Here is a 15,176-nt window from a genome sequence, read left to right on the forward strand (position 1 = left end):
GCCCCACCACGACACCGTCCACCCCGGTGTGCGCCACCATCCGCAGCGCGTCGTCGGCCTCCCAGATGTCCCCGTTGCCCAGCACCGGAACGTCGAGTTCCTGCTTCAGGGTGGCGATCGCGTCCCAGTCGGCGGTACCCGAGTAGCGCTGCGCCGCGGTCCGCCCGTGCAGGGCGACGGCGGCCACCCCGGCGTCCTGGGCGGCGAGCCCCGCCTCGACGTACGTCAGATGCTCGTCGTCGATGCCCTTGCGCATCTTGACGGTGACCGGCACCCCGGCGGGCGCCGCTGCGGCCACCGCCGCGCGGACGATCCGGGCGAACAGCCGACGCCGCCAGGGCAGGGCCGAGCCGCCGCCCTTGCGGGTGACCTTCGGCACCGGGCAACCGAAGTTCAGGTCGATGTGGTCGGCCAGATCCCGTTCCACCACGATCCGCACCGCCGCCGCCGTGATCTCCGGGTCCACCCCGTAGAGCTGGAGACTGCGGGGCCGCTCGTCCGCCCCGAAGGCGATCATGCGGAGTGTCTTCGGATTCCGCTCGACCAGCGCGGTCGTCGTGATCATCTCGCAGACGTAGATCCCGCCGCCCTGCTCCCGGCAGAGCTGGCGGAACCCGACGTTGGTGATCCCGGCCATCGGGGCGAGCACCACCGGCGGCCACACCTCGTGCGGTCCGATCGACAGCGGACGGGCAGCCGGCACCGGCAGCTCACTGGACATCCCTGAAGTGTAAGGAAGGGCCCCCTGTTAACGGATTCGGTAGAGGAAGGGCCCCCTGTTAACACCCTCGACCGGGCGGCACATATCACATCGCGGGCCGCCCCGGGTGGTCGTCCACAGCGCCACCGGTTGTCCACAGCCGGCCGCTCCGCGGCGGACAACGCCCACCCGGACCGGTCACGCTGCGGCGATGGAGAACACCCTCACCGCCGGCCGGACGCGACCCCACGACCAGGCACCGTCCGTCAGCCTGGCGCCCCTCGACCAGGCGCTGCGCCTCAGCCTGGCGCCCCTCGACCGGGCACCGTCCGTCGATCTGGACCTGACCGCCGAACGGCAACAGCAGATCGTCAGCCGCAGCCAGTTGCTCGCCGCCGGCTTCGACGACATGTACCTGTACCGGCAGACCCGGCGCGGTCGCTGGCTGCGGGTGCTGCCAGCGACGTACTCCCTGGTCACCGGGGTCCTCACCGACGAGCAGCGACGAATCGCGGCGGCGCTCTACGCGGGCGCGGACGCGCAGCTGACCGGGCTCGCGGCGCTCGCCTGGTACGGCTTCCGGTACAGCCCGCGTGCGGAGCAGCTCCAGCTGATCGTGCCCCACCAGGCGCGTCGCGCGTCCGCCGGCTTCGTGGTGGTGTCGCGGGCGCTGAGCCTGGACCGGTACGCCCGCGACGCCGACCTCTACCGGGTCTGCTCGCCCGCCCGGGCGGTGGTCGACGCCGCCCGGGGCCTCCGCGACCTGCGGACGGTCCGCGCGATCCTGGCCGAGTCGGTGCAACGCGGGTACGCCGACCTGCATCGCCTCGACGACGAGATCGTCCGGGCGCGGCGCAGCCGTACCGCGCTGGTCCGGCAGGCGTTCCGGGAGGTCGTCGCGGGTACCCGGTCCGCGCCGGAGGCGGAGTTCCGGGAGTGTCTGGCCGGCAGCCGGATCCTGCCGCAGATCCACTGGAATCCACCCCTGTGGCTGCCCGACGGGACCCGCCTACCGACGCCCGACGGCTACCTGGAGGAGGAGGCGGTCGCGCTGGAAGTCGAATCACAGGAGTACCACTTCGCCCCGGCGGACTGGGCGCGGACCATGGACCGGCACAACGAGTTGAGCCGGCACGGCATCCTCGTCCTGCACTTCACCCCGGCGCAGATCCGCCGCGAGCCGGCCCGGGTACGCCGGATGGTGGAGGACGCCTACCGGTCCCGGCAGGGCTTCGGCGCCCGGTGCCAGGTGTTGACCGGTGCCGCGTGTTGACCGGTGCCGCGTGTTGACCCGTGCCAGGCGTTACCCGGTGCCAGGCGTTAACAAGGGCCCCTTCCTATACCGAAAGTGATAAGAAGGGGCCCTTCCTAACACCTCAGCAGCCGGGCAGCCGCTCGATCAGGTAACGCTCGACCTGGTCGAGGGAGACCCGTTCCTGGGTCATGGTGTCCCGGTCCCGGACGGTCACCGCGTTGTCGTCGAGGGTGTCGAAGTCGACGGTGATGCAGAACGGGGTACCGATTTCGTCCTGGCGGCGGTACCGGCGGCCGATCGCCTGCGAGTCGTCGAACTCGACCACCCAACGCTTGCGGAGCTGGGCCGCGAGGTCCTTGGCCTTCGGCGAGAGGGCCTCGTTACGGGACAGCGGCAGCACGGCCACCTTGACCGGGGCCAGCCGGGGGTCGAAGCGCATCACGGTGCGCTCCTCCATCTTGCCCTTGGTGGTCGGCGCCTGGTCCACGTCGTACGCCTCCAGCATGAAGGCCAGGACGGCGCGGGTCAGACCGGCGGCGGGTTCGATGACGTACGGGACCCACCGCTCGCCCTTGACCTGGTCGAAGTAGGAGAGGTCCACCCCGGAGTGCTTGGCGTGGGTGCTCAGGTCGAAGTCGGTCCGGTTGGCGATGCCCTCCAGTTCGGAGAACTCGGTGCCACCGAACATGAACTTGTACTCGATGTCGACGGTGCGCTTCGAGTAGTGCGAGAGCTTCTCCCGCGGGTGCTCGTAGAGGCGCAGGTTCTCCTCGGAGAGACCGAGGTCGACGTACCAGTTCCACCGCTCCTTGAGCCAGTACTCGTGCCACTGCTCGTCCGAGCCGGGCTCGACGAAGAACTCCATCTCCATCTGCTCGAACTCGCGGGTCCGGAAGATGAAGTTCCCCGGGGTGATCTCGTTGCGGAACGACTTGCCGACCTGGGCGATACCGAACGGGGGCTTCTTCCGCGCCGCGTTGGCCACGTTGTTGTAGTTGACGAAGATGCCCTGCGCGGTCTCGGGGCGCAGGTAGTGCATCCCCTCCTCGCTCTCCACCGGGCCGAGGTAGGTCTTCATCAGGCCGTTGAACATCTTCGGCGCGGTGAAGGTGCCCTTGTTGCCGCAGTTCGGGCAGTTCAGCTCGGTCAGCGACGCGGGCGGCTTGCCGTGCTTGGCCTCGTACGCCTCTTCCAGGTGGTCGGCGCGGAACCGCTTGTGACACGACTGGCACTCGGTCAGCGGGTCGACGAACGCCTCCAGGTGGCCGGAGGCGGCCCACACGTCGCGGGCGAGGATGACCGCCGAGTCCAGGCCGACCACGTCGTCGCGCTGCTGCACCATGGTCTTCCACCACTGGCGGCGGACGTTCTCCTTCAGCTCCACACCGAGCGGACCGTAGTCCCAGGCCGACCGGGTGCCTCCGTAGATCTCGCTGGAGGGGAAGACGAAACCGCGCCGTTTGGCGAGGCTGACGATGGCGTCGATGCGGTCGGCTGGCATGTTTTCCTCCTACGCCGGCTGGCGGCCGGCGGGGACGTGTCGGCACGCGAGGTGTCGCGTGGAGACCGGATGTGAACAGCAGGAGATTACTCCCCGCCACCACCGTGCCGCTCGGCTGACCCCGGCACCACGCTGCTGCCCGGGTCGGTGTGACCTCGGCTGACGACCTCGCGGCAGGCCCAGTGGCCCCACGGCCTCAGCTGATGCCGCAGACCTCCAGGGTGCCGGTCTGCCGGTCCTGAGTCAGCTCGACCTGCTGCTCGTCGGTCCCGCCACCGGCAAAGGTGACCTGCACCGGCACGGTCACCTCGTTGGTCAGCTCCGGCTCACCCACCCGGTAGGAGGTGATCTCGGGTTCGGCGGCGACCCGGCGTTCGAACTGGCTGCGTGACTCGCGACCCCGCACGTCGTCGCAGAGCAGCGCGTACGCCTTGTCGTACTGCTTGGCGGAGAGTGCCTGGTAGTAGTCGCCGGTCACCGCGCGGGCCTGCTCGCCCACCGCCTGCGTGCCGGTGACGACCAGGCCGACCACGGCGGCGGCTCCACCGCCGCAGCAGAGCACGGCGGCCAGCGCCCCGACACCGAGACCGACCCAGAGCCGGGCGTTACGACCCTCGGTGGGCGGCGCGGCGAAGGGCGGTGCGACCCCCGGGCCCGGCGGCGGGCCCGGGACCGAGGGCTGCGGGCCGGGCGGCACCGGCGCCGCGGGCGGATGCGACGATACGGGATGCTCCGCCGCCGCGTACGGATACGCGGGTACGGGATGTTCCGCTCCGGGTGAGCCGGGCGACACGGGGTACGGCGGCGGGGCGGCCGGTCCGGGAGCGGTCATGAGGGAAAGGGTAGTGCCCGGGGACCCACCGGGACGTCAGCTCGCCTCACCGGTACGGGTGGACGGCCCGGTCGCTGGCCACCACCTCGACCGTACCGCCCGGCGCGGCGCCGGCCAGCGACTCGTACGCCGACGGCTCGTCGATCGACTCGGCGAGCAGCGGAACGGAGTGCACCTTGACGTCGAAGGCGCCGAGCGCCCGCCGGTAGGTACCGACCGACTCCCATTCGGTGAGCAGGCACCAGTGCGTCGGGTCGTCCAGTGCGCGCAGCAGCTCCCCCCGCTGGTAGCCGGGGCGGGCGGCCAGGGCGGCGAGAGCGGCGTGCGCCCGCTCGGTGAAGCTCGCCGCGTTCTCCTCGGCGACCACGAACCGGTTGGTGACGAACACCACTGTCCTCCTCGTAGAGTCTGTGGGATGCAGCCTACGCAGAGTTCCCTGCTGGCCCGGCTGGCCCGGGTCAACCCGACCGCCGTCTTCCTCACCGCCCTCGTGGTGGTGCTGGCCGCTCTCTTCGCACCGGGGATCATCGGCGGGGCGCTGCTGCTCGCGCTGGCTGCGGCCCTGGTGGCACTTCTGGTCACCACCTGGCCGGTGCAGGCCCCGCAGACCCGGGTGATGCGCCTGCTGATGCTGACCCTGTTGGTCACCGCCGCACTTGTGAAGATTCTCTGAGGTGTTAGGAAGGGGCCCTTCCTATACGGAAAGCGATAAGAAGGGGCCCTTCCTTACGCCCCGAAGGGGCGCGACATGCAAGCATGCGTTTTTGACAATCATTCTCATTGTCGCGGAGAGTTGACCACATGAACCTCCGCTCCGCTCGCCGCACCTCCGCCGGGGCCGGCACAGCCGGCCGTACGACCGACGGCACAGCCGACCGTACGACCGTCGGCAGGACCCGCCGCGCGACCGTCGGCACCGCCGGTCGTACGTTCGCTGCTGCCGCCGCGCTGCTCGCCATGACCGCCGTCTCGGCCTGCTCGACCGACGGCGCCACCGGGGACGACCCGGCGCGCGTCGACGTGGTCGCCGCCTTCTACCCGCTCCAGTTCGTGGCCGAGCGGGTCGGTGGCGACGCGGTACGGGTGACCAACCTGGCCAAGCCCGGCGCCGAGCCGCACGACCTGGAACTCAACCCCGCCCAGGTCGGGCAGGTCAGCGAGGCGGAACTGATCGTCTACCTGGCCGGGTTCCAGCCGGCCGTGGACGAGGCGGTCAAGCAGAACGGCGGCGACCGGGCGTTCGACGTGGCCACGGTGCAGCCGCTGCTCGACGCGGCGGCCGGCGGGCACGACCACGAGGGGGAGGCGGCCGGGGCGGCCGAGCACGCCGAGGAGGACGAGCACGGCGGCAAGGACCCGCACGTCTGGCTCGACCCGACCCGGTTGGCCACCATCGGCGACAGGCTGGCCGAGCGGCTGGGTCGGGCGGACCCGGACCGGGCGGCCGAATACACCGCCCGCGCCCGGACGCTCCGCACCGAGCTGGAGAAGCTCGACGCCGAGTACACCGCCGGGCTGAAGACCTGCCAGCGCCGGGAGATCGTGGTCAGCCACACCGCGTTCGGCTACCTGACCGAGCGCTACCGGTTGGAGCAGATCGGCCTGTCCGGGCTGACCCCGGAGGACGAGCCGGCCCCGCAGCGGCTGGCCGAGGTCGCCGAGGAGGCCCGTGAACACCAGGCGACCACGATCTTCTTCGAGACGCTGGTCAGCCCGAAGGTCGCCGAGACCATCGCCCGGGAGGTGGGGGCGAAGACCGCGGTGCTCGATCCGATCGAGGGGCTGCCGGCGGACGGCGGGGGCGACTACCTTTCGGTGATGCGCGACAACCTGACGATCCTGCGAACGGCGCTGAGCTGCTCGTGACCGGACCGGTAATCACCGTCACGCACGGGGTGGTCGGCTACGACGGCCGCCCCGTGCTCCGTGACGTCTCGCTCACCGTCTCCGCCGGCGAGGTGGTCGCCGTCCTCGGCGCCAACGGGTCCGGCAAGTCCACCCTGATCCGGGCCGTGCTGGGGCTGGTACCGCTCAGCTCCGGGGAGGTCACCCTCTTCGGCACCGCCCAGCGCCGCTTCCGGCAGTGGCACCGGATCGGGTACGTCCCGCAGCGCCTCGGCGCCGGGAGCGGTGTACCGGCCACCGTCCGCGAGGTGGTGGCGTCGGGTCGGCTGGCCCGCCGGGGCGTACTGCGTCCGGCCGGGGCCCCGGACCGGGCGGCGGTTGCCGAGGCGTTGGCGGCGGTCGGGCTGACCGACCGGGCCGGTGACCCGGTGGCCACCCTCTCCGGGGGGCAGCAGCAACGTACCCTGATCGCCCGGGCGCTGGCCGGGCGGCCGGAGCTGCTGGTCCTCGACGAGCCGACCGCCGGGGTGGACATGGCCAGCCAGGAGGCGTTCGCCGAGGCGTTGACCGGGTTCGTCGACGGTGGCGGGACGGTGCTGCTGGTCGCCCACGAGCTGGGACCGCTGCGCCCGCTGATCAGCCGGGCGGTGGTCGTACACCAGGGTGGGATCGCGCACGACGGTGCAGTGCCCGAGCCGGCCGGTCACCACGCCGCCCCGGATCACGACCACGTCCACCCGCACGGTCCCGACGAGCCCGTCGGTTTGTGGAGCAGTTGAGCGATGAGCCTCTTCCAGTACGACTTCATGCTGCGCGCCCTGGTGGGTGCGCTGATCATCGGGCTCGCCGCGCCTGCGCTCGGCATCTACCTGGTGCAGCGGCGGCTGACCCTGATCGGTGACGGCATCGGGCACGTCGCGCTGACCGGCGTCGGCGCCGGCCTGCTGCTCAACCGTTCGCCGGTGCTGGTCGCGGTGGTGGTCGCCACCATCGGCGCGGTCACCATCGAGCTGATCCGGGCCCGGGGCCGTACCTCCGGCGACCTGGCGCTGGCGCTGCTGTTCTACGGCGGCATCGCCGGCGGTGTGCTGCTGGTGGGGCTCTCCGACAGCACCAGCAGCAACCTCAACGCGTACCTGTTCGGGGCGTTGACCACCACCTCCCGGACCGACCTGGTCACCATCGCCGTGCTCGGTGCGGTGGTGCTGGTGGCCATGGTCGGGTTGCGTCCGGCCCTCTTCGCGATCTGCCACGACGAGGAGTACGCCCGGGTGTCCGGCCTGCCGGTGCGGGAGCTGAACCTGCTGCTCGCGGTGATCACCGCGGTGACCGTCACCATCGCGATGCGGGCGGTCGGGGTGCTGCTGATCAGCGCGCTGATGGTCGTCCCGGTCGCCGCCGCCCAGCAGGTGACCCGGGGCTTCCACAGCACCATGACGATGGCGATGGCACTGGGTCTCTTCTCCGCCGGTACCGGTGTCTGGGTGGCCGCCACCGCGAACACCGCGCCGGGCGCCTCGATCGTGGTGCTGGCGATCGGGCTCTTCCTGGTCGTCACGCTGGTCGCGGCGCTGTTGCGGGCGGTACGCCGACGCCGCGTGGACGGCGGGTCGGCCCCGGTGGCGGAGCCGCACGAGGTCGTTCTGCACCGGTGATGATCCTGACCCCCGCAACCGAGCCGGTATTGGTTACCGTTGCAGGGTGACGAGCGCGAACGGCTACGACGTCTACGAGGGTGCGGGGGATCTCCTCCGGGCCCTGTCGGCGCCCATCCGGCTGGCCATCGTCACCGAGCTCGCCGAGGGTGAACGCTGCGTGCACGAGCTGGTGGAGAAGCTCGGCGCGGCGCAGCCGCTGGTCTCCCAGCACCTGCGGGTGCTGCGCGGCGCCGGCGTGGTACGCGGTTCCCGGCGCGGCCGGGAGATCGTGTACGCCCTGGTCGACGAGCACGTGGCGCATATCGTGGCCGATGCGGTCAGCCACGCCGGGGAGGGACGTTGACAGAGAGCGGCACCGCCGTCCGGAACACCCGGCAGCGCAGCGCGGTGAGCGCGCTGCTCGCCGAGGTGGACGGCTTCCACAGCGCACAGGATCTGCACGCGATGCTGCGGGACCGGGGGGAACGGGTCGGGTTGACCACGGTCTACCGGACCCTCCAGGGGCTCGCCGACGCGGGCGAGATCGACGTGATGCGCCCGCCGGGCGGTGAGCACCTCTACCGTCGGTGCAGCGAGGGACACCACCACCATCTGGTCTGCCGGGCCTGTGGCCGGACGGTCGAGGTCGCCGGTCCGACCGTGGAGAGCTGGGCCGAGCGGGTGGCCCGGCAGCACGGGTACGTCGACGTGAGCCACACCCTGGAGATCTTCGGTACCTGCCCGTCCTGCACCGGCTGACCGGGCCCGCACCGACTGGGTCCGGCCCGCGCCACCTGACCGGGCCCGCATCGGCCCAGCCGGATCCGCCGGGTGCCGGGTACGCCCGGCCGTGGCACGCTGTCCGGCGTGAACATCTACGCCGACCGTTTTCCCACCGCCGCCCGCCAACTCCTCACCGACCTGCTCGTCGTGGCCTGGGTGTACCTGTGGGTCCGCGCCGCGATGTGGCTGCACGACCTGGTACAGCAGCTCGCCGTACCCGGGAAGAAGCTGGAGGGGGCGGGCACCGGACTCGCCGACAACCTGGCCGACGCGGGCGGCAAGGTCCGCCGCGTGCCGGTGGTCGGGGACGATCTGACCGGCCCGTTCGACCGCGCCGCGTCGGCCGCCCGGGCCGTCGCCGACGCCGGCCGGGACCAGCAGGAACTGGTCGGCCAGCTGGCGCTGGCGCTGGCCGTGGCGGTGCTGGTGTTCCCGCTCGGGGTGGTGCTGTTCGGCTGGTTGCCGCTGCGGCTGCGCTGGATCCGCCGCGCCTCGGCCGCCCGGGCGCTGCGGGCCGCCCCGGCCGGGCGGGACCTGCTGGCCCTGCGCGCGCTGGCCACCCGACCGCTGACCGAGCTGGCCCGGATCGACCCGGACGCGGCACAGGCGTGGCGGCGGGGTGACCCGGCCACCGTCGACGCGCTCGCCGCGCTGGAACTGCGTCGGCTGGGGCTACGGGTGGCCCGGTGAGAACGCCCCGACCTGCCTCGCCTCCACGGGCCCACCAGCGGACGTTCTAAGGTCTACGGGTGCCCTACGTACTCGCCGTCCTCGGTCTGCTGCTGCTCGGATACGCCGGCTGGCTCTTCGTCAACGTCCGGCGCGGCCGGCCCATCCCCGGCTCGGCGTACCTGGTGCTGGCGCTGCTCAACGGTCTGCTGGTCGCCGCGCTGCTGGTCTGGATGATCGCCGCCCGCTGAGGTGCAAGGAAGGGCCCCTTCTTATCGCTTTCGGTATAGGAAGGGCCCCTTCCTAACACCTGACACCTGACACCTGACTCGGCGCACCACGGCCGGAGCCCGCCGGTGGGATCCGGCGCCGCACGTCCGGTGCCCGGAGGTAGCGCCAGGTGTCCGCGTGACCGGCACAGGTCCGGGCCCTCCTCCGACAACCGGGCCCTTCTCCGACAACCGGGCTCTCCTCCGACAACCTGACAGGCCGATCGCCGCCGGTTCAGTCGCCGGCGAGCACCTGCGGGTCGTCGTCCTCCTCGTCGTCGAGGTCGTCACCCCAGTTGCGGCGGGCGAACGGCAGGATCACCCAGAAGACCAGGAACCAGACGCCGGTGATCGCGCTGAGCAGGAAGGCGATGGGCCGGTCCAGGATGAAGTCGGTGATCAGCAGTACCGCGCTGACCATGGCGATCAGCATGAAGCCGAGCCCGCCGGTGGCCATCGCGTGGGCGAACCGGACCAGTTCCGGCTTACGGCCCTGGCGGAAGAGCGCCCGGTGGAAGGCGACCGGCGAGATGATCATCGCGGTGGCCGCCGCAGCAGCCAGCAGCGCGACGACGTACACGTCCTTCTGGAAGGCGGTGGCCTTCGGGAAGCCGTTGCTGAACGGCAGGGTGAGCAGGAAGGCGAAGAGGATCTGCACGCCGGTCTGCGCGACCCGGAGTTCCTGTAGCAGGTCGGCGAAGTTGCGCTGCCAACGCTGCTTCTCAGTTTCCCTCGACACCAGCCCACCTCCGGGTACCCGTCACCGTCGGCGGATCCAGCGCCGCCGACAGCAAGGCGTCTTGCCCCGTACGCCCTCGCGTGAAACAACCTCGCGGTCGGGGCGGTGGGTACCGCAGGTCGGCCGGTGACGGGTCGGGGCGGTGGGTACCGCAGGTCGGCCGGTGACGGGTCCGAGCGGTACCGCAGGTGAGCCGGCGACGGTCAGGCGCCCCGTCGGATCCGACCGGCGTACCGGGCCTCCAGGGCGTGGTTGTGGGCGTCCCCGGCGGGAATGTTGGCCGACAGGTACACCGGCGGCGTCTCGCCCGCCGCGACCAGCCGGGCCACGACCTCCACCACGATCTGCTGGGCGAGCAGGGCCGCAGTGATCGAGGAGACCGCCCCCACCGCGCCACCGCCGGGCAGCGGCAGGGTGGCGTCACCGTACGGGGCCCCGTTGTCCAGCACCACGTCGGCGAAGTCGGCGAGCTTACGCCCGGACGGATGGCGGGACCCGACCCCCGCCGAGTGTTCCCGGGAGGTGATGGCGACCAGCCCGTGCCCGCGCTCCTTGACCAGTGCGGCGAACTCGACGATCGCCCCGTTCACCCCGGAGTTGGAGGCCACCACGAAGACGTCCGGCTCCCGGACCGGGGCGAGTGCGTAGAGCCGGTGCGCCACCGACGGATCCCGTTCCAGGGTCGGACCGAGGATGTCCGCCGGCTCGCCGCCGTAGAGCACCAGGTCGCGCAGGGCAATCCGGTTCGTCGGGACCAGGCCGCCGGCCCGACCCGCGATCTCCATGGACAGCGCCTCGGAGTGACCGGTACCGAAGGCGTGCACCACCCCGTCGGCGCGCAGGGCGGCGGTGACGAGGTCGGCGGCGCGGCCCACCTCGTCCCGCTGGCCGGTGGCCACCCGTTCGATCGTCTCCGTCACCACCGCGAGGTAGCCCGCTGCGCTGAGTGTCATCGCTCCTCCGTCCCCGTGCCGTTTCCCGCCCCCGTGTCAGGGTCCGTCCCCGGACCTGGGCCCGGACCCGGGCCTGGGCCCTGACCCGGGCCCGGGCCCGTCCGGGCCAGGATCGCCTCGGCCAGTTGCCCGGGCGCTTCGTCGGGGATCCAGTGCGTCACCCCGGACAGGGCCACGAAGCGGTACTCCCCCGCCACCTGGGCGGCGCACGCCTCGGCGGCGGTCCGGCCGATCGCCACGTCCCGGTCGCTCCAGACGAACGTGGTCGGTACCGTCACCGGCCCCATACCCACCATGTCCCGCCGGGACATCGCCCGGTACCAGTTGAGTGCGCCGGTCAGCGCGCCGGGCCGGCGCATCGGCTCGGCGTAGCGGGCCACCCGGTCCGCGTCACCGACTCCGCGCAGCAACCGGCGCAGTACGGCGCCATCCAGCCCGAGCAGGACCTTCTCCGCCGTCCCCGGCTGCTGGAAAAGCTTGAAGTACGCAGAGCGGAACTTCTGCCGACGGTCGTGGGTCAGGGCGTACCCCATGGCGGCGGGATGCGGCACGGAGACCGCGGTCAGGGTGCGGACCCGGTCCGGGTGCCGGGCCGCCAGGTGCCAGGCGACAATCGCGCCCCAGTCGTGGCCGACCACATGGGCGGCCGGCACGCCCAATTCGTCGAGCAGCGCGACCGCGTCCGCCACACACTCCGCCATCCGGTACGCCGCGACGTCGTCCGGCCGGGCGCCCGGTGAGTAGCCCCGCTGGTCCGGCGCGTACGTCCGCAGGCCGGCGGCGTGCAGCGCGGGTACCACGTCGTCCCACTCCCCGGCGTGCTGCGGGAAGCCGTGCAGCAGCAGTACCGGCGGACCGTCCACCGGCCCACCGGTACGCACCTCGAAGGTCAGGCCACGCGCGTCGATCTGCATGCCGGCAGCCTACCCACGGGCCGGCCGGTCACTCGTACTGCTGTTTCGGGACGGGCACCTCACGCCACGACTCGACCGTCACGTACGGGATGTCGGCCTCGTTGACCGGGTCCTTGGCCACCCGGTCGCTGTACCGGCCGGTGACCTCGATCCAGGTGTCCTCGGCCAGACCGGTCGGCGCGTTGCCGGCCATGCCCAGTTTGATCGGCCGGCCGTCCGCCGCGCAGCAGGAGAGGATCATCCGGGCCAGGATCGGTTCCCCACCGGGGCCGCCACCGGCCACGAAACCCGTGAGCACCACCCGGCGGTCCCCGATCGACTGTCCCTTGTCGAACAGCGCCCGGGAGGCGTAGTCCAGCATGGCGACCCGGACCGGGTCGCCGTCCGGCAGCGGCGGGTAGTCGGAGACCTGCTGGCTGGCGAGTGCGGTACCGGCCTGGCCCGCCGCGTACGACCCGAGGGCCGGCGGGGCGATCAGCAGCAGGCCGAGCACCGGCAGGATGAGCAGCCAGCCGACCCTCGGTTCGTGGTGGCCCCCGCCGGTACCGTGACCGTGACCGTGGTCATGCCCGTGGTCCTCATCCGGTTCCGCCGTGGCGGCCGGACGGAGGTCGTACCAGAGGGTCATCACCGCGGCGACGACCAGGACCAGGGCGGCGGCGATCAGGAACGGGCGCAGCCCCTCCTTGACGTACCGCAGATAGAGATCGGTGAAGCTGGCCTTGAGCACGGCACCACCGAGCAGGAGCAGGACGACGGCCTGGGCCTGCCTGTTCATCGGACCACCACCTTCCGCGCAGCGTCGTCGTCGGGGACCCGGGGCGCGATCCCGGTCGGCGTCGCGGGCGCACCGTTCACCACAGGATCGCTCCGACGGCCACCGCGACCAGGGTCGCCACCACGAAGGTGGTCGGGGCGAACCGGAACGCGAACCGGCGGCCGAACACACCCGCCTGCATGGAGATCAGTTTCAGGTCGACCATCGGACCGACCACCAGGAAGACCAGCCGCGAGGTCAGCGAGAACTGGGACAGCGAGGCGGCGACGAAGGCGTCCGCCTCGGAGCAGATGGAGAGCAGGACGGCCAGTACCGCCAGGGCCAGCACCGACAGCACCGGGTTGTCGGCGAGGGTCTGCAACCAGCGTTCGGGTACCAGCACGTTGATGCTCGCCGCGGCCATCGCACCGAGTACCAGGAACCCGCCCGCGTGGGTGACGTCGTGCCGGACCGCAGCCCAGAACGCCCGGCCCCGGGACACCCCGTCCAGGTCCGGCCGGTGCGGCAACCGGATCCAGTCGGCCCGGCCCAGCCGCAGCCAGAGCCACCCCATGACCATGGCGACGACCAGACTGGCCAGTGCCCGGCCGAGGACCATCTCCGGGTTGGCCGGGAAGGCGACCGCCGTGGCGGTGAGCACGATCGGGTTGATCGCCGGGGCGGCCAGCAGGAAGGCCAGCGCGGCGGCGGGGGTGACGCCCCGCCGGATCAGCGAACCCGCGATGGGTACCGAGCCGCACTCGCAGCCGGGCAGCACCACCCCGGCGGCGCTGGCCACCGGTACCGCGAGCGCCGGATGCCGGGGCAGCGCCCGGGCCCAGAACGACCGGGGTACGAAGACCGCGATCACCGCGGAGAGCAGCACCCCGAAGACCAGGAACGGTACCGCCTGCACCATCACCGAGACGAAGACCGTGGTCCAGGTCTGGAGTTGGGCGGCGGAGAGCGCGCCGGCCAGGGGTGCCCGGAAGATCACCAGGAGGACCAGCAGCGCGGCGAGGATCTCCACCGAGCCGATCCGGTCCCGCAGTGACCAGCCGCTGCCCCCGGCCGCCCCGGGTGGGCCGGGTGGACCGCTCCCGGGTGCGCCGGGCGTGGTGGCGCCTGGTGGGTCCGGCACGGTACCGGCGGGTGCGCCTGGCGGGTCCGGCACGGTACCGGCGGGTGCGCCCGACGGGCCGACCTCCCCGTCCGGGCGGGCGCCGGGGGGCGTCGCGCGGTCGGCTGCGGTCACGGCAGTCGTCCCTTCGCTCGGTGCTGCCCGGTGTGGGCCAGCCCACCCTAACCCGCGCGGTTCCGGGACGGACCGGGCCCGGCGACAGGGTCATCTATCGATTGGGATAACTTAATGGGTGCCCGGCTCCGCGTACAGGTCCGGTGGCGGACTGCCTGCCCGACCTGCACGGTGCTAGCGTCTGCGGGACAACTTCACATCCGACAGGGGAGCGCACAGCGCTGAGAGTGCGGGTCACACCCGCAGACCCTCGAACCTGATCTGGGTAATGCCAGCGCAGGGAGTTCGGTCGACCTCCAGCCGCGCCGCCGTCCGGGCAACCGGGCGCGGCGTGCGTCTTCTCCTGGTTCATCGAAGGACTGGGAGCACATGGACAACACCACCCGTTGGCGCACCATCGACATCGTCGTCGCCTCGGTGATCGCCGTCGCGTTCAGCGTGGTCTTCTGGGCGTGGAACATCGTCTGGCGGGCCACCGATCCGGTCTTCGCCTTCTTCCCGCCGGCCCAGACCCTCATCTACGGCGTCTGGCTGATGCCGGCGGTGATCGGTGGACTGGTGATCCGAAAGCCGGGGGCCGCGATCTACTGCGAGACCCTCGCGGCGGTGATCTCGGCACTGCTCGGCAGCCAGTGGGGCGGCACGGTGATCCCGCAGGGCATCGTGCAGGGTCTCGGCGCCGAGCTGGTCTTCGCCGCGCTGCGGTACCGCTCCTTCCGGCTGCCGACCGCGCTGCTGGCCGGGGCGCTGACCGGGCTCAGCGCGGCGCTGTTCGACTTCTTCGTCTGGAACGTCGGCACCGACCTGGCGTCGTACCGGATCCCGTACGCGCTGCTGACGGTGGTCAGCGCCACGGTCGTCGCCGGTGCCGGCGGGTGGGCGCTGACCCGGGCGCTGGCCGGCACCGGGGTACTGGACCGCTTCCCCGCCGGCCGGGAACGCACCGCCGTCTGACCCACCCCTCCCTCTCGCGTCGATCATGAAGTTGTTGTCACCCCGCCCGGCGTGTCGTGACAACAACTTCATGATCGACGCGAGAGGGAGGGGTGGGTCAGACGGCGGTGCGT

At 71.9% G+C, this 15,176-nt stretch carries 18 protein-coding genes, 1 pseudogene and 1 riboswitch; of the genes and pseudogenes, 10 read left to right on the forward strand and 9 right to left on the reverse strand.

All coding sequences use genetic code 11. The annotated features are described in order from the left end of the window. Window positions 1-721: tRNA dihydrouridine synthase (locus GSF22_RS19330; protein WP_208815076.1), on the reverse strand; the 721-nt coding region annotated here is incomplete at its 3' end. 190 nt (window positions 722-911) lie between these two features. Between GSF22_RS19330 and GSF22_RS19335 the strand changes: the two genes are divergently transcribed. Next, the gene (locus GSF22_RS19335) at window positions 912-1,973 is read left to right on the forward strand and encodes a type IV toxin-antitoxin system AbiEi family antitoxin domain-containing protein (protein ID WP_244367749.1); all 1,062 of its coding nucleotides are present in this window, start codon (window positions 912-914) and stop codon (window positions 1,971-1,973) included. Between the two features lie 103 nt (window positions 1,974-2,076). On the opposite strand, the gene GSF22_RS19340 is transcribed toward GSF22_RS19335, so the two are convergent. The 3 genes from GSF22_RS19340 to GSF22_RS19350 all read right to left on the reverse strand — a co-directional run bounded on the left by GSF22_RS19340 (window position 2,077) and on the right by GSF22_RS19350 (window position 4,676). Then, the gene (locus GSF22_RS19340; protein WP_208815078.1) at window positions 2,077-3,456 is read right to left on the reverse strand and encodes a glycine--tRNA ligase; all 1,380 of its coding nucleotides are present in this window, start codon (window positions 3,454-3,456) and stop codon (window positions 2,077-2,079) included. Window positions 3,457-3,652: 196 nt separating this feature from the next. Then, a complete protein-coding gene (locus GSF22_RS19345) occupies window positions 3,653-4,153 on the reverse strand; it encodes an Rv0361 family membrane protein (protein WP_208815105.1) in 501 nt (166 codons plus the stop codon). A 181-nt stretch (window positions 4,154-4,334) separates the two neighbouring features. After that, complete coding sequence (locus GSF22_RS19350) at window positions 4,335-4,676, reverse strand: antibiotic biosynthesis monooxygenase family protein (protein ID WP_208815080.1); 342 nt, start codon at window positions 4,674-4,676, stop codon at window positions 4,335-4,337. A gap of 27 nt (window positions 4,677-4,703) precedes the next feature. On the opposite strand from GSF22_RS19350, the gene GSF22_RS19355 reads away from it, so the two are divergent. From GSF22_RS19355 to GSF22_RS19390, 8 genes are all read left to right on the forward strand, one after another. Continuing rightward, window positions 4,704-4,961 (forward strand): DUF6703 family protein, encoded by a 258-nt coding sequence (locus tag GSF22_RS19355; protein ID WP_208815082.1) that lies wholly within the window; start codon window positions 4,704-4,706, stop codon window positions 4,959-4,961. A 284-nt stretch (window positions 4,962-5,245) separates the two neighbouring features. Next, on the forward strand, window positions 5,246-6,154 hold the full coding sequence (locus GSF22_RS19360; RefSeq protein ID WP_208815107.1) for a metal ABC transporter substrate-binding protein: 909 nt from the start codon (window positions 5,246-5,248) through the stop codon (window positions 6,152-6,154). Further along, on the forward strand, window positions 6,151-6,912 hold the full coding sequence (locus GSF22_RS19365) for a metal ABC transporter ATP-binding protein (RefSeq protein WP_208815083.1): 762 nt from the start codon (window positions 6,151-6,153) through the stop codon (window positions 6,910-6,912). Before GSF22_RS19360 ends, GSF22_RS19365 begins: the two co-directional genes overlap by 4 nt. 3 nt (window positions 6,913-6,915) lie before the next feature. After that, window positions 6,916-7,788: a metal ABC transporter permease gene (locus tag GSF22_RS19370; RefSeq protein ID WP_208815085.1), complete on the forward strand. Its 873-nt coding sequence runs from the start codon at window positions 6,916-6,918 to the stop codon at window positions 7,786-7,788. 46 nt (window positions 7,789-7,834) lie between these two features. Continuing rightward, window positions 7,835-8,134 (forward strand): ArsR/SmtB family transcription factor, encoded by a 300-nt coding sequence (locus tag GSF22_RS19375; RefSeq protein WP_208815087.1) that lies wholly within the window; start codon window positions 7,835-7,837, stop codon window positions 8,132-8,134. Beyond that, complete coding sequence (locus tag GSF22_RS19380) at window positions 8,131-8,529, forward strand: Fur family transcriptional regulator (protein WP_208815088.1); 399 nt, start codon at window positions 8,131-8,133, stop codon at window positions 8,527-8,529. Before GSF22_RS19375 ends, GSF22_RS19380 begins: the two co-directional genes overlap by 4 nt. A 108-nt stretch (window positions 8,530-8,637) precedes the next feature. Beyond that, a complete protein-coding gene (locus tag GSF22_RS19385; RefSeq protein ID WP_208815090.1) occupies window positions 8,638-9,243 on the forward strand; it encodes a hypothetical protein in 606 nt (201 codons plus the stop codon). A gap of 59 nt (window positions 9,244-9,302) precedes the next feature. Then, on the forward strand, window positions 9,303-9,473 hold the full coding sequence (locus GSF22_RS19390) for a hypothetical protein (RefSeq protein ID WP_208815091.1): 171 nt from the start codon (window positions 9,303-9,305) through the stop codon (window positions 9,471-9,473). 253 nt (window positions 9,474-9,726) lie between these two features. Here GSF22_RS19390 and GSF22_RS19395 read toward each other — a convergent pair whose 3' ends face one another. The 5 genes and pseudogenes from GSF22_RS19395 to GSF22_RS19415 all read right to left on the reverse strand — a co-directional run bounded on the left by GSF22_RS19395 (window position 9,727) and on the right by GSF22_RS19415 (window position 13,995). Next, window positions 9,727-10,230: a DUF6328 family protein gene (locus GSF22_RS19395; RefSeq protein WP_208815093.1), complete on the reverse strand. Its 504-nt coding sequence runs from the start codon at window positions 10,228-10,230 to the stop codon at window positions 9,727-9,729. 203 nt (window positions 10,231-10,433) lie between these two features. Continuing rightward, window positions 10,434-11,183 carry a sugar isomerase domain-containing protein gene (locus GSF22_RS19400; protein WP_208815095.1) on the reverse strand — a complete coding sequence of 250 codons (750 nt, stop codon included), beginning with the start codon at window positions 11,181-11,183 and terminating at the stop codon, window positions 10,434-10,436. Between the two features lie 101 nt (window positions 11,184-11,284). Continuing rightward, window positions 11,285-12,097: pseudogene (locus tag GSF22_RS19405) on the reverse strand (alpha/beta fold hydrolase); the annotation flags it as partial. Window positions 12,098-12,125: 28 nt separating this feature from the next. Further along, window positions 12,126-12,875: a TIGR03943 family putative permease subunit gene (locus GSF22_RS19410; RefSeq protein ID WP_208815099.1), complete on the reverse strand. Its 750-nt coding sequence runs from the start codon at window positions 12,873-12,875 to the stop codon at window positions 12,126-12,128. Window positions 12,876-12,951: 76 nt separating this feature from the next. Continuing rightward, window positions 12,952-13,995: a permease gene (locus GSF22_RS19415; RefSeq protein ID WP_208815109.1), complete on the reverse strand. Its 1,044-nt coding sequence runs from the start codon at window positions 13,993-13,995 to the stop codon at window positions 12,952-12,954. A gap of 309 nt (window positions 13,996-14,304) precedes the next feature. Further along, window positions 14,305-14,410, forward strand: a riboswitch (TPP riboswitch). A 68-nt stretch (window positions 14,411-14,478) separates the two neighbouring features. On the opposite strand from GSF22_RS19415, the gene GSF22_RS19420 reads away from it, so the two are divergent. Further along, the gene (locus GSF22_RS19420; protein ID WP_208815101.1) at window positions 14,479-15,063 is read left to right on the forward strand and encodes an ECF transporter S component; all 585 of its coding nucleotides are present in this window, start codon (window positions 14,479-14,481) and stop codon (window positions 15,061-15,063) included. Window positions 15,064-15,176 lie beyond the last annotated feature (113 nt).

The organism is Micromonospora echinofusca (assembly GCF_017614955.1).
GTDB lineage: Bacteria > Actinomycetota > Actinomycetes > Mycobacteriales > Micromonosporaceae > Micromonospora > Micromonospora echinofusca_A.